16 protein-coding genes are annotated in these 14,050 nt (G+C 55.1%); all 16 read left to right on the forward strand.

What is annotated here, in order from left to right; all coding sequences use genetic code 11:
* Positions 1 to 219: 219 nt before the first annotated feature.
* Entirely contained in the window at positions 220 to 1,293 is a 1,074-nt protein-coding gene (gene prfA, locus CCB157_RS01690; protein ID WP_077614194.1) for a peptide chain release factor 1, read from the forward strand.
* Entirely contained in the window at positions 1,293 to 2,180 is an 888-nt protein-coding gene (gene prmC, locus CCB157_RS01695) for a peptide chain release factor N(5)-glutamine methyltransferase (protein ID WP_077614195.1), read from the forward strand. The genes prfA and prmC overlap by 1 nt, the downstream gene beginning before the upstream one ends.
* A 256-nt stretch (positions 2,181 to 2,436) precedes the next feature.
* On the forward strand, positions 2,437 to 3,075 hold the full coding sequence (gene spoIIR, locus CCB157_RS01700) for a stage II sporulation protein R (protein WP_077614196.1): 639 nt from the start codon (positions 2,437 to 2,439) through the stop codon (positions 3,073 to 3,075).
* A gap of 188 nt (positions 3,076 to 3,263) precedes the next feature.
* The gene (locus CCB157_RS01705; RefSeq protein WP_238594551.1) at positions 3,264 to 4,298 is read left to right on the forward strand and encodes an L-threonylcarbamoyladenylate synthase; all 1,035 of its coding nucleotides are present in this window, start codon (positions 3,264 to 3,266) and stop codon (positions 4,296 to 4,298) included.
* A gap of 287 nt (positions 4,299 to 4,585) precedes the next feature.
* Positions 4,586 to 5,104, forward strand: coding sequence for a manganese efflux pump MntP (locus tag CCB157_RS01710; protein WP_077614243.1), 519 nt, complete (start codon positions 4,586 to 4,588; stop codon positions 5,102 to 5,104).
* A 419-nt stretch (positions 5,105 to 5,523) separates the two neighbouring features.
* Entirely contained in the window at positions 5,524 to 6,126 is a 603-nt protein-coding gene (locus CCB157_RS01715) for a low molecular weight protein arginine phosphatase (protein ID WP_238594552.1), read from the forward strand.
* Between the two features lie 58 nt (positions 6,127 to 6,184).
* Complete coding sequence (locus tag CCB157_RS01720) at positions 6,185 to 6,760, forward strand: TIGR01440 family protein (RefSeq protein WP_077614199.1); 576 nt, start codon at positions 6,185 to 6,187, stop codon at positions 6,758 to 6,760.
* A gap of 75 nt (positions 6,761 to 6,835) precedes the next feature.
* On the forward strand, positions 6,836 to 8,077 hold the full coding sequence (glyA, locus tag CCB157_RS01725) for a serine hydroxymethyltransferase (protein ID WP_077614200.1): 1,242 nt from the start codon (positions 6,836 to 6,838) through the stop codon (positions 8,075 to 8,077).
* 255 nt (positions 8,078 to 8,332) lie between these two features.
* A complete protein-coding gene (gene upp, locus CCB157_RS01730) occupies positions 8,333 to 8,962 on the forward strand; it encodes a uracil phosphoribosyltransferase (protein WP_077614201.1) in 630 nt (209 codons plus the stop codon).
* A gap of 770 nt (positions 8,963 to 9,732) precedes the next feature.
* Complete coding sequence (locus CCB157_RS01735) at positions 9,733 to 9,951, forward strand: AtpZ/AtpI family protein (protein ID WP_077614202.1); 219 nt, start codon at positions 9,733 to 9,735, stop codon at positions 9,949 to 9,951.
* 5 nt (positions 9,952 to 9,956) lie between these two features.
* A complete protein-coding gene (locus tag CCB157_RS01740) occupies positions 9,957 to 10,376 on the forward strand; it encodes an ATP synthase subunit I (protein WP_077614203.1) in 420 nt (139 codons plus the stop codon).
* Positions 10,354 to 11,103 (forward strand): F0F1 ATP synthase subunit A, encoded by a 750-nt coding sequence (gene atpB / locus CCB157_RS01745; RefSeq protein ID WP_077614204.1) that lies wholly within the window; start codon positions 10,354 to 10,356, stop codon positions 11,101 to 11,103. Before CCB157_RS01740 ends, atpB begins: the two co-directional genes overlap by 23 nt.
* Before the next feature lie 39 nt (positions 11,104 to 11,142).
* Complete coding sequence (gene atpE, locus CCB157_RS01750) at positions 11,143 to 11,367, forward strand: F0F1 ATP synthase subunit C (RefSeq protein ID WP_077614205.1); 225 nt, start codon at positions 11,143 to 11,145, stop codon at positions 11,365 to 11,367.
* A 103-nt stretch (positions 11,368 to 11,470) separates the two neighbouring features.
* Positions 11,471 to 11,959 (forward strand): F0F1 ATP synthase subunit B, encoded by a 489-nt coding sequence (atpF, locus tag CCB157_RS01755; protein ID WP_077614206.1) that lies wholly within the window; start codon positions 11,471 to 11,473, stop codon positions 11,957 to 11,959.
* Complete coding sequence (locus CCB157_RS01760) at positions 11,956 to 12,495, forward strand: F0F1 ATP synthase subunit delta (protein ID WP_077614207.1); 540 nt, start codon at positions 11,956 to 11,958, stop codon at positions 12,493 to 12,495. Before atpF ends, CCB157_RS01760 begins: the two co-directional genes overlap by 4 nt.
* Before the next feature lie 14 nt (positions 12,496 to 12,509).
* On the forward strand, positions 12,510 to 14,021 hold the full coding sequence (gene atpA / locus CCB157_RS01765) for a F0F1 ATP synthase subunit alpha (protein ID WP_077614208.1): 1,512 nt from the start codon (positions 12,510 to 12,512) through the stop codon (positions 14,019 to 14,021).
* Positions 14,022 to 14,050: the final 29 nt, after the last annotated feature.

Raw genomic sequence — 14,050 nt, forward strand, 5'->3', positions numbered from 1 at the left:
CGCCCGTTGTTGGAGGATGTTTGACGTCATCCGGCGCGACCAAGAGGAGCGGCGTCATGGTCATGAGAAGTCCTTTGTCATGGAAGGCTTGCCGTCCCTTACTCATCCGCTAAAGCGGGGTTTTTCGTGCGCGTGGCCGTTTTGACGGCCTTCGGGCCCTGTACTATAATGATTGTGGCATCTAGGCGAAGGTTCCGCCTTGAGGGAAGGTGAAAACCGGTGTTTGAACGCTTGCAGGCGTTGGAAGATCGCTATGAGAAATTAAATCAGCTGTTATCCGATCCGGAAGTGATCAACAACCCTAATAAATTGCGCGAGTATTCGAAGGAGTCGGCCGATCTCGAGGAGACGGTGACGACTTATCGTGAATATAAATCCGTCGTCTCGGCGTGGCGGGAAGCGAAGAGCATGTTGGAAGAAGAAAAAGATCCGGAAATGAAAGAGATGATCCGGGCGGAGATTGCCGATCTGGAGGCGCGCAAGGCGTCGCTGGAAGAGCAGCTCAAGATCTTGCTCATCCCGAAAGATCCGAACGACGAGAAAAACGTCGTCGTCGAAATCCGCGCCGCGGCGGGCGGAGACGAAGCGGCGCTTTTCGCCGGCGACCTTTATAAAATGTACACCCGTTACGCGGAGTCCCAAGGCTGGCGGGTGGAAGTCATCGAAGCGAGTCCGAACGAAATCGGCGGGTTTAAAGAGATCATTTTTATGATCAACGGCAAAGGCGCCTATTCCAAGCTGAAATTCGAAAACGGCGCCCACCGCGTGCAGCGCGTTCCCGAAACCGAGTCGGGCGGGCGCATTCATACGTCGACGGCGACCGTCGCCGTGTTGCCCGAAGCCGAGGAAATCGAAGTGGAAATCAACGAAAAGGATATCCGCGTGGATACGTTCGCGTCGAGCGGCCCCGGCGGCCAAAGCGTCAACACGACGATGTCCGCGGTTCGGCTCACGCACATTCCGACCGGCATCGTCGTCAGCTGTCAGGATGAAAAATCGCAAATTAAAAACAAAGAAAAAGCGATGAAGGTGTTGCGTGCGCGCATTTATGACAAATACCGCAAAGAAGCGGAAGCCGAATACGCCGCGACGCGCAAATCAGCGATCGGCACCGGCGACCGCTCGGAGCGGATTCGCACCTACAACTTTCCGCAAAGCCGGGTGACCGACCACCGCATCGGTTTGACGCTGCAAAAGCTCGATCAGGTTTTGAACGGCAAGCTCGATGAAATCATCGATGCCTTGATCGTGAACGAACAGGCGAAATTGATCGAACAATCGGAGGGACGCTGATGCCGGCCATTTATGAAGCCCTGAAGCGGGCTTCTTCTTTTTTAAAAGAACGCGGCCGTGAAGCCCGCGCGGCGGAGATCCTGCTTTTGCACCGCCTCGGGAAGACGCGGAGCGAGCTGCTGGCGGATTGGCGAAAACCGCTTGCGCCGGAAGATTGGGAGTGGTTTTGCGATCGAGTGACCCGTCATGCCGACGGGGTGCCCGTCCAATACTTGACGGAGACGGAATGGTTTTTTGGCCGCGCGTTTCGCGTCACTCCGGACGTGTTGATCCCGCGTCCGGAAACCGAGGAGCTCGTCGCCGAAACCTTAAAGCGCTTGAAAGCTTTGAGAGACGGGCCGGTGCGCGTGCTGGATGTCGGAACGGGGAGCGGCGTGATTGCCGTCACCTTGGCGCTTGAGCATGCGGACTGCGAGGTCACCGCCGTCGACCTATCGCGGGAGGCGCTTGCGGTCGCCCGCGATAACGCCGAACGCCTCGGCGCCCGCGTTCGCTTCGTCCACGGGGATTTGTTGTCGCCGTTTTTGGCCGCGGGCGAGACGTTCGATTGTATCGTCTCGAACCCGCCCTATATCCCGAGCCAAGAGATCGGGCGGCTGGATCCTCTGGTAAAGGATCACGAGCCGCGCCTGGCATTGGACGGCGGCAGCGACGGCCTGGAGGTCTATCGCAGGCTGTGCCGCGATTTGCCACAGGTGCTTCGCCGCCCGGGGTTGGTGGCGTTTGAAATCGGGGAAGGGCAAGGCCGCGCCGTCGCCGAAATACTCGCCGCCGCCTTTTCCTCCCACGCGGATATAGAAATATTGAAGGACATCAACGGGCATGAACGCATAGTGCTGGCCCGTATCGATACAAACGGGCTTTACGGGGTGAACGCCGGCGCCTGAACGGTGCGAAGCGGACGGCCGGCCGATCGCTCATGGTCGGCGCCCGAGGTTTTAGAATAAGAGAGTTTGGAAGCCGGTCATTTGCGATTTGTGAGCCGTGTTTTTGTTGTCGGCATGAAAAAGAATGCCCGCCTTTTACCCGGCGAAAAAAATCCCGCTGTCTGCGTTTAAGCGGCTAAGCTTCTGCCCATAATGGCGGATAGAAGAGCGGGAGCGATCGAACGTCGCTCTCTTTAAAAAGAAGCGGGGGAGAAGCATGGCGGGGAAAAAGGTGTTCATCGGACTTTTATCGTTGTTTCTTTTTCTTGTTTTCACCCATGCGGGCAATCTATCAAAAGCCGACAACGGAAATGAGAGAATCCCGGATGATGCCATTCGCCTGAGGATTTTGGCCAACAGCAATTCGGCCGCCGACCAAGCAACCAAACGGGCGATCCGCGATGCGGTCAAACGCGACGTTGACCGGTGGGTGCGGGAATTGACGTCGGCGGAAGCGGCGAAACGGGTCATCCGTTCCCATCTCGACGACGTTCGCCGGACGGTGCGGGAAACGTTGAGCGAAAAAGGCGTGCATGAATCGTTTACCGTCACTTTCGGAAAAGCCGTATTCCCGACGAAAATGTACGGCGGTTACGTGTATCCGGCGGGCCGCTATGACGCGCTCGTCATCACATTGGGCGCCGGAAAGGGAGCCAACTGGTGGTGCGTGTTGTTTCCGCCCCTTTGTTTTCTTGATTTTTCCAACGGGGATGCCGTCAAACCGGACGTGGAAAAAGCGGAGGCTAGCGGCCATGGCGGGCAACGGCCGGACGCGCAACACGACGTGAAAGTGGAGTTTTTCTTGGCAAACATCATCCATTCGGTCATCGGTTTTTTTAAAGGGCTTTTCTCTTAGTGTTTCAGATAACCGCTCGAAAAAAAGAAAACGGCAGGAGCGCACGGTTATCTGAACGCATTTAAAATGTTTTAAAATACATAAAGATAAAGCTTGTTTGGCTATTATGCACAGGCGGATGGAGGTTATCCACAAAAAGTGGATAACCTTTCAGCCGTTCAGAAGTGCACGGAATGGGGGAAGCGTTCATGACGATCGTCTGGAAAGTCGATCCCGATGCGGCAAATTTGACGGACGACCCGGGGATCCGGGAAGCGGGGCTGCGGATCAAAAGAGGAGAAACCGTCGCCTTTCCGACCGAAACCGTTTACGGTCTCGGCGCCAATGCCCTTTCTAATGAAGCGGTGCAAAAAATATTTGAAGCGAAGGGGCGGCCGGGGGATAATCCGTTGATCGTCCATATTTCCGATCGGGTGCAATTGAAAGATTTGGTGCTGTCTGTCCCTCGGGAAGCCGAGGTGCTGATGGACGCTTTTTGGCCGGGGCCGTTGACGATCGTTTTTCCGGCGTCGGGCCGGGTGGCGGATAAGGTGACCGCCGGCTTGCCAACCGTCGCGGTGCGGATGCCCGACCATCCCGTCGCCCGCGCGCTCATCGAAGCGGCGGGCGTTCCGATTGCGGCGCCGTCGGCAAACCGTTCGGGAAGGCCGAGCCCGACGACGGCCGCTCACGTCTTGGAAGATTTAACCGGCCGGATTGCGGGGATTCTCGACGGCGGGGCGACCGGCGTCGGCGTGGAATCCACCGTCGTCGATGCGACGGTTCGCCCGTTGACCATTTTAAGGCCGGGGGGCGTCACTCGGGAACAATTGGTTGCGTGCGTCGGCGAAGTCGAAAGCGACGCGGCGTTGACGACGCCGGACGCCAAACCGAAAGCGCCGGGCATGAAATACCGCCATTATGCCCCGAAAGCGCCGGTTTATTTGGTGACCGGGGACTGCGAGCGCGTGCGGCGTTTCGTCCGTCAAGCCAAAGCCGAGGGCAAGGCGGTTGGGGTGCTGACGACCGCGGAACATCGCGACGCTTATCCGGATGCGGATTTTGTCGCCGTTGCCGGCCGCCGCACGGATTTGGCGACCGTGGCGCACGGTCTTTATGACGCCTTGCGCGCGTTTGACAGCCGGGCGCTGGACGTCATCTTCAGCGAAACGTTTGAGCGCGCCGGCATCGGTGAAGCGATCATGAACCGGTTGAACAAAGCCGCCGCCCACCGCGTGTTATGAGCCGTCTTAAGTGCTCTTCTTAAGGCGCCGGATTCCCTTTTAAAGGCATCCGGCCGCTCCCACGGACCGATGGAACGAGAAGCGCCTCTGCCCGATCGAAAAACATGCGCTGCAAGCCGGCGCGAGAACGTCGCCCCTTTATTTGGCGGATCGGTGCTTTCCGCCAAGCCGGGCGCCGTGGCCCGATTCTAAACCGCCTCGGACATGCATACGTTATTTTAGCGGCATGTAAGGAGGCGGGCACGTTGATTTCAGCCACGTTTATCGGACCTGTATTCGCTTTGCTGATGATGGCTGTCGCCGTCGGCATGGATGCTTTTTCAGTCAGCATGGGCATGGGCATGATCGGGCTCAGGCTCAGGCAAATCATCCACATCGGATTCTTGATCGGAACCTTTCATGTGATCATGCCTTTGACCGGCATGATCATTGGCCATATCCTCTCCGAACATTTCGGGTGGGTCGCCCAGAGGGCGGGAGGCATTTTGCTTCTCATCCTCGGGGCGCAAATGGTGCTTTCTTCGCTTCGCGATCAAGAAAAACATGTGCTTCAGCCCGCCGGAATCGGGATGTTGGTGTTCGCCGTCAGCGTCAGTTTGGACAGTTTTTCCGTCGGATTAAGCCTTGGCATATTCGGCGCCCGCGTTCTCATCACGGTCGTCTTTTTCGGCTTGGTGACGACGGTCATGACGTGGTGCGGCCTGCTCGTCGGCCGCAAGTTTCAGCACGTGTTCGGTTCTTACAGCGAAGCGCTCGGCGGTTGCATTCTTTTCGCTTTCGGCATCAAGCTTTTTCTATATAAATAAGAAATGATGTCCGGTCCAAGGGCATGTCATGCCGCCGTCCGAGAGGCGGTGCGTTTCTCCAAACATTCGGGATGGGCTTCCGGGCTTCGTCTTTAAAGGAAGGGTCCGCTGACCGCTGTTGGGATGATCATTTTCCATGCGCCTGTCGAAGGCGTTTTTTAGTACACACCCGGTTAAAATAAGGAGGTCGACAAAGCCCAAGTTGGAGGGTATGGAAAATAACCCCATCCTATCGTCCGAATTTTTTTTGCTAAACCGTGCCATTCACGCGGAGATTGATGTATGATAATGAGCGAAAACGATGTGCCGGTCCCGCGCCTGCACGACGAGGCGGTGCCTCGGCGCCCCGGGGACCGGACGTAAGGACAGACGGAGCATTTTTAAACATCCACCGGCAAAATGAAGCGGGGAGTGATGGAGTGAAAAATATTTTATTCGTATGTACGGGCAATACCTGCCGCAGCCCGATGGCCGCTGCGCTTCTGCGGCAAAAGGCGGCAGATCGTTACGCCGTTCAATCGGCCGGGATCTTTGCGCTGGACGGCCAGAACGCTCATCCCAATGTCGAAAAGGTGCTGGCGAAACGCGGCATCCCATTCGATCATCGTTCACAATCTTTGACGAAAGAGCTCGTCGATTGGGCCGATCTCATCATAACGATGACGATGGGACACAAAACCATGATTTTGGAGCGTTATCCTGAAGCGACGGACAAAACCTTCACTTTAAAAGAGTTTGCCGCCGATCCGAAGGAACGTCAGGAATGGCAAAAAGCGGTCGCCGATTGGATGGCGAAGCGCACGGAATACAACCGCCTCAAGCGCGATGAACAACCGGACTCCGAGGCGTTAAAAGAACTTGAAGAAGCCGTTCGTCAGGCCGAAACACGCGTGCAAGCCTTGCAAGATCGGATGCAGGATTGGGATGTCCCTGATCCTTTCGGGGCGCCCGAGGAAATATACGACAAGGTCTGTCGGGAATTGGAAACCTTGATTGAACGATTTTTGGAGAAGGATGTCTGACTTTTCCCGGGAAATGATGAAAATTGTAATCTAAGAAATGAAAGGAAAAAGGAACGCAATGGAATTGGATGAGCTTCAGAGAATACGCGAACAAACACTCACCGTTTTACATGCATTAAATCGGGAAATGCCGCTTTCGGAAGAGCATGTTTTGGTGGTCGGGGCGAGCACGAGCGAAGTCCTTGGTCAGCACATCGGTTCCGCCGGCTCGATGGACGTCGCCAAGGCGATTTACGCCGCTTTAGAAACCTTTCGCGCCGAAACCGGCGTGCAGCTCGCTTTCCAATGTTGTGAGCATTTGAATCGCGCGCTCGTCGTCGAGAGAAAAACCGCGAAGGAAAGAGGTCTGGAAATCGTCACCGTCATTCCGGTCCGCTCCGCAGGAGGCGCGATGGCCACGTATGCTTACAATAAATTAGACGATCCGGTGGTCGTCGAAGCGATTAAAGCGGATTGCGGCATCGACATCGGCGACACGTTTATCGGCATGCATTTGAAACCCGTCGTCGTTCCCGTCCGTTGCGAAGTGACGGAAATCGGTCACGCGCACGTGTCGATCGCGCGGACGCGGCCGAAACTGATCGGCGGGGAGCGCGCGGTTTATCCCGAACGGGAAAAGGTCAATCATTTTTAATCGGCAGCGGTTGAGGGACGACGGATCCATCACCATATAAAATCGGGGAAAAAGACATGGAGAGGACGTGACGATATGGAAGCCCTCAAAGAACGTGATCGGGAAGTTTTTGACGCCATTCAGAAGGAGCTGGACCGCCAGCGGCATAAAATCGAATTGATCGCTTCCGAAAATTTTGTCAGCGAGGCGGTCTTGCAAGCGGCCGGCTCGGTGCTCACCAACAAGTACGCCGAAGGGTATCCCGGACGGCGCTACTATGGCGGCTGTGAATACGTCGACATCGTCGAAAATCTCGCCCGGGAACGCGCGAAAAAATTGTTCGGGGCGGAACACGTCAATGTTCAGCCGCACTCCGGCGCCCAAGCCAACATGGCGGTCTATTACACCGTCCTCGAGCCCGGCGATACGGTGCTCGGCATGAATTTGTCCCATGGCGGCCATTTGACGCACGGCAGTCCGGTCAATTTCAGCGGTACATTGTATCGCTTTGTGGATTACGGCGTCGATCCCGTCACCCACCGTATTGATTACGATGATGTTTTGGAAAAGGCAAAGGCGCACCGTCCTAAATTGATCGTCGCGGGCGCCAGCGCGTATCCGAGGGAAATCGATTTTAAAAAATTCCGCGAAATCGCCGATGAAGTGGGCGCCTATTTAATGGTCGACATGGCCCATATCGCCGGACTTGTGGCGGCAAGGCTTCATCCGAACCCCGTTCCCTACGCGGATTTCGTCACGACGACGACGCATAAAACGCTCCGCGGTCCGCGCGGCGGCATGATCCTCTGCAAAGAAAAGTACGCGAAAAAACTCGACAAGGCGGTGTTTCCGGGCATCCAGGGCGGTCCGCTCATGCACATCATCGCGGCGAAAGCCGTCGCTCTGGGCGAAGCGCTCGAACCGTCTTTTACCGAATACGCACAACAAATCGTCAACAATGCCAAGCGCTTTGCGGACGAGCTCAAGGCGGGCGGTCTCACGCTCGTCTCAGGCGGCACCGACAACCATCTCGTTTTGATCGACGTCCGCAATCTGGGGCTGACCGGCAAAGCCGCGGAAAAAGCGCTTGATGAAGTCGGCATCACGACCAATAAGAACACGATTCCATTCGATCCGGAAAGTCCTTTTGTCACGAGCGGCATCCGCACCGGCACGGCGGCGGTGACGACGCGCGGCTTTAAGGAAGAAGAAATGACGGAAGTCGCCCGGATGATCATCGACGTGCTGAAAAACGCCGACGATCCCGCCAAGTTGGCCGAAGTCAAAGAACGGGTCATCGCGCTGACCAACCGTTTCCCGCTTTATCCGAAATTATGATGCGCGTTCAGTCTAAGCCGGAAAACAACGGCTGTAGGATCGCCCATGCGGCGATCTTTTTTTATAGCGACACCTGTGCCTGAAAAGTGGGCGTTTCCGGCTGTCTTTGGATGATGAAAGGCTTCGGTTTAACGGTAATTAGCAATATATGGTGATTACACGCTTCGTTTGCAGTTGCCGCGGTTTTTCTGTAAAATTTGTCGGGAGGCTGGTTTGACGGAAACGCAGAAGATGTGAGGAATAGAGGAGGCCATTATGGGACAAGTTAAAGTGCTCGATCATCCATTAATACAACATAAACTGACGTACATACGCGACCATCGGACGGGGACGAAGGAATTCCGCGAGTTGGTGGACGAAGTCGCGACGCTGATGGCTTTCGAGATCACCCGCGATTTGCCGCTTGAAGAAATCACGGTGCAAACGCCGGTGGCTGAAGCGAAAACCTATCATCTCTCCGGGAAAAAGCTCGGCGTCATCCCGATTTTGCGCGCCGGCCTCGGCATGGTGGACGGCATTTTAAAGTTGATCCCGACGGCCAAGGTGGGACACATCGGTTTGTATCGGGATCCGAAAACGCTCAAACCGGTTGAATATTACTCTAAGATGCCGTCGGACATCCACGAGCGCGAGCTCATCGTCGTCGATCCCATGCTTGCGACCGGAGGATCGGCGTCCGCGGCACTCACCTTGTTGAAAGAAAAAGGCGCCGTCAACATCAAGCTCATGTGCCTGATCGCCGCTCCGGAAGGCGTCCAACGCATTCAAACGGATCATCCCGATGTTGACATTTTCCTAGCGGCTCTGGATGAAAAGCTGAACGAAAAAGGGTATATCGTACCGGGGCTCGGCGACGCCGGCGACCGGCTGTTCGGAACGAAGTAACACCCGATCGGTTCGACTTCCCGTTTTCGCGGCGGGGACTTAGTCGGGTATGGCGAGCGGCAACCTGGCGCTTCGCGGGCGGCGGAATCGGCGCCGGCCGCCTTCTTGGCGCCGCTCGGCAGGATAGGCGGACCGCGCGCGCCGGAAGGTTTGGACAGCCGGTGTGCCTCATGTCCGATTTCGTCATTCTGGGCTCGCCGGCCAAACGGGTTTTGTCCGTTGAATCCCTATACTTGAACCCATGAAACCGAACGATATAAGAAGAGCAAAGCAAAAAGTACCGGGCTGTTCAAAAAAAACGTCATAAATTCACCGATTTTGTTCATGAATCTCCTAAAAAAATTGTTTAAAATTATAATGATGAGATCCTAACGATTAAAAATCAAAAAATTACACACTATTTCGCGTTGACAAGCCCCTACCCGCTTGGTAAGATGGCAAGGGATAAAGTAAATTAAAGGGCTTTCATTGCGAATAATTCCAGCATTTTGGCATCCCCGACTTGATGTCTTAACCGCCTTTAACCCCGCACTGAGGCCGTCCGATGCGGAAGTTCTTTTTTCCCCAAGAGGCAATTCGCCGCTTCCACGCAGGTATATGCCCGGAATTTTGGGTGATAAATGTTAATGACGTCCTGCAGTACGTGCGGTATGGTAAAAGGGCGCACGTTCTCGGCTGGACGGACGCGCCGAGGTGGGAAGGGCCGAAGGAGCGAACGTACGCATTTGCCGTCTGTTTTAAACAACGGGCGGTGAAGGAAGGGTGTTTATGTGAAGAAGAACACAAACAGCCCTTGGCAGGCGGTCGGACTCGTCGGTACGCTTGGGGTCGAAATCACTTTGGTTCTGATTGCCGGCATCTGGGCCGGAAAAGCGTTTGATCGCGCGTACGGCACGGATCCGCTTGGGCTGGTCATCGGCATTTTTGGCGGTTTAATCGTCGGGATCACCAGCGCGCTCTTCACATTACGAACTTTTATGAAGGACTGAGACGAATGGATGAATGGGCTTGGTACCGCCGCTTTATTCTCATCCTTTCATGCGCCTTTTACGGCGCATCTCTTCTACTCTGGCTGTTCACTCCTCTCAAGTCCTTCGCCGCTGGATTTATTCTCGGAGGCCTGATCAGTCTTTATAACATTCTTTACTTGGCGAGACGCGTAAGGATCATCCATGAGCAAGCGGCCTGGGCCGTGCCCCGCCGCGCGGGTTCGGGGTTTGTCAATCGCGTCTTGATGGTGGCCTTCGGCGTCATCCTCGCGTATCGGTTTCCCGAACAAATCGATTACCGGGGCTTGGCGCCCGGGCTGGCGCTTGGCTATATTCTCATGGTGATCGCCGCGTGCCGCTATAACAAAAAGGAGAGGTTACCGCGCGAAGGGAGGGAGATCCTTGGAAATCACTCCGAAAATTAAGTTTCTCGGCTTAACCTTCGACGTCACCGTCATGATCGGGACGCTCGTGACCGCTATTCTCGTTCTCATCCTCGTGCTCGCCGCCACGCGCGGCCGGTCGATGCGGCCCAGGGGCATGCAAAACGTGATGGAAATGGTGCTTGAATTCATCCAAGGCATCACGCAAATGATGCTCCCGCCGAAAAAGGCCGCCAAGTACCTCAGCTTCGCGGTCACCGTTTTTCTGTTCGTGTTCATTGCGAACGAGTTGGGCGTCATCGTGATGGTGACTTCGGAAGTCCACAAACCGATCGCTTGGCTCGGTTTGACGAAACAAGCATTGGAATCGGCGAAAGGCGAAGTTTCCTGGTTCAAATCGCCGACATCCGACATCAACGTCACCGTCGCGATGGCGTTTGCGATCGCCCTTTACGCGCACTTCGCCGGGCTGTTTAAAAGCCCGAGGCGGTATTTCGGCCATTATTTCAAACCGTACGCCCTGATGTTCCCGCTCCATATCATCGACGAGCTCGCCAAACCGACGACGCACGCGGCGCGGCTCTGGGCGAACATCTTTGCGGGCGAAGTGCTCATTCTCATTTTGCGCAACGGGCTGCCTTATTTGACCGGCATCCCTCTCATGGCCTGGATCGGTTTCTCCTTGTTTGTCGGAGCGATCCAAGCCTACATCTTTACGGTATTGGCCATGGTTTATATTTCACAAAAAATTGCGGATGAAGATCATTAATGAATTCTAGATCTCATTAACCAAGGGAGGATTTTGCAAATGGACTTGAGTGTTATTGCTGGCGGAATCATGATTGCTTTTGGCGCTTTGGCTGCGGGTATCGGTAACGGTGTGCTGTTCAGCCGTTATCTTGAAGGTATCGCTCGTCAACCGGAAGCTCGCGGAACGCTCTTCGGTCAAGCGATGGTCACGCTCGGTCTTGTCGAAGCGTTGCCGATCATCTCCATAGCCTTCGGTCTTCTGGTGCTCTTCGGCGTTATTTAATAAAGGTTGACCCAATTTGACCAAGCGGCGGGAAAAGCTCTTTTCTCCCGCCTTCTGTAACTGTATAAATTTCGGGTTCTTCTCTGAAGGGAGTGACTGAAGAGTGCTGGAATTCCATTTGGGCACGATTCTCTTCCAATTGGTCGTCTTCATTCTTTTGATGGTCATTGTTGCCAAGTTTGGGGTCGGCCCGGTGCTTGAAACGATGAAAAAGCGCCAGGACTATATCGACCAACAGCTGGACGATGCGGAAAAAAACCGGCAAGAAGCGGCCGCGCTTCTTGAAAAGCAGCGCGAAGAACTGAAGAAAACGCGTGAAGAAGCCCACCAAATCCTGGAGGCTGAGAAAAAGCGCGCCGAAGCCCAAGCGCAAGAAATCATCGCGCAGGCGAAAGAGCGCGCCGACCGCATGATCCAAGAAGCGAAGGAAGAAATCGCGACGGAAAGAGACAAAGCGATCGCTTCCCTCCGCGACGAGGTCGCGCATCTGTCCATGCTCCTGGCCTCCAAAGTCCTTGAGCGTGAAGTCAACGAAAAAGACCACGAAAAAGAAATCGACGCGTTTCTTAAACAGGTGGGCGAACGGCTATGAGCGAAACGGTAGCAAAGCGCTATGCCGCCGCTCTTTTTGAAGTGGCGAAAGAGCGCGACATCATTGATGCCGTCGAAAGCCAAATGCAACTTGTCGCCGATACCGTCGGCGGCCACGACGAATTGAAAAGGATGCTCCGCCATCCGCAAATCGACCGCAACGACAAAAAAGCGGTTCTGGAAAAAATCTTTAAAGACGAAGTCAATCCGGAAGTTTTGAACCTGCTCAAAATCCTCGTCGATCGCGGGCGGGTCAACCTCCTTGACGATATTAAAGAACAGTATACGGTTATCGCCAACGACTACAAGGGCATCGTCGAAGTGACCGTGACGACGGCGAGCCCTTTAAATGAAGCCGAGGAGAAAAAGTTGGCCGAGGCCTTCGAGCGCCATTTCAACAAAAAATTGCGCATACACGCCAAAACGGATCCGAAGATCATCGGCGGCGTGCTGGTCAAAGTCGGCAATCGCCTCTACGACGGCACGTTGGTCGGCAAACTCAACCGCTTTGCGAAAGAGCTGAAAGCACAGAGATAGGGGTGAAATAGCACGTGAGCATTAAAGCTGAAGAAATTAGCTCTCTGATAAAACAGCAGATCGAGAACTATGACGCCGTCGTCCAAGTGACGGATGTCGGCACGGTCATTGAGGTCGGCGACGGCATTGCGCGCGCTCACGGTCTCGACAACGTCATGTCCGGCGAGCTCGTCGAATTCGAAAACGGGGTCATGGGTCTCGCGCAAAACCTTGAAGAAAACAACGTCGGTATCGTTATCCTTGGTCCGTATACCGACATTCACGAAGGCGATCAAGTCAAGCGCACCGGACGGATCATGGAAGTTCCGGTCGGCGAAGCCTTGCTCGGCCGCGTCGTGAACCCCCTCGGTCAACCGATCGACGGCAAAGGCCCGATCCATACAACCAAAACGCGCCCGATCGAAAGCCCCGCTCCCGGCGTCATGGATCGGAAGTCGGTTCATGAACCGCTCCAAACCGGCATTAAAGCGATCGATGCGATGATTCCGATCGGCCGCGGCCAACGGGAATTGATCATCGGAGACCGGCAAACCGGCAAGACGTCGATCGCCATCGACACGATTATCAACCAAAAAGATGAAGGCGTAATCAGCATTTACGTCGCGATCGGCCAGAAGGAATCGACGGTCGCGAGCGTCGTCGAAACCCTGCGCGAACACGGAGTGTTGGAAAACACGATCGTCGTGTCGGCGAGCGCTTCCGAACCGGCTCCGCTCCTGTACCTCGCGCCGTATGCCGGTTGCGCGATGGGCGAAGAATTCATGTACAACGGCAAGCACGTGCTGATCATTTACGACGACCTGTCGAAACAAGCGACCGCTTACCGCGAATTGTCCCTGCTGCTCCGCCGTCCGCCGGGCCGCGAAGCGTATCCGGGCGACGTCTTCTATCTGCACTCGCGCTTGCTGGAACGCGCCGCGAAACTGAGCGACGAAAAAGGCGGGGGATCGATGACGGCGCTTCCGATCATCGAAACCCAAGCGGGCGACATTTCCGCCTACATTCCGACGAACGTCATTTCCATCACCGACGGGCAAATCTTCCTTGAAACCAACTTGTTCCACTCCGGCGTGCGCCCCGCGGTGAACGCGGGTCTGTCCGTTTCCCGCGTCGGCGGTGCCGCTCAGATCAAAGCGATGAAGAAAGTCGGCGGGACGATGAAACTCGACCTCGCTTCTTATCGCGAACTTGAGGCGTTCGCCCAATTCGGATCGGATCTTGATGCCGCGACGCAAGCGAAATTGAACCGCGGTCAACGCACGGTTGAAATTTTGAAACAAGAGCTGCACAATCCGTATCCGGTTGAAAAGCAAGTCGTGATCATCTATGCGTTGAACAACGGTTATCTCGATGATATTCCGCTCGAAGACGTCCGCCGTTTTGAAAAAGAATTCTTGGCCTACATGGATCAAAACCATGCGGATCTTCTCAAGCACATCAAGGAAACAAAACAGCTGCCGGAAGATGAAGCGTTGAATCAGGCGATCCAAGGCTTCAAGAAAACGTTTGTCACATCGAACAACTGACGGCAATCTGTGAAGGATGATTTTGGGAA

It is taken from the genome of Caenibacillus caldisaponilyticus (genome assembly GCF_002003465.1).
GTDB classification, from domain to species: domain Bacteria; phylum Bacillota; class Bacilli; order Bacillales; family Sporolactobacillaceae; genus Caenibacillus; species Caenibacillus caldisaponilyticus.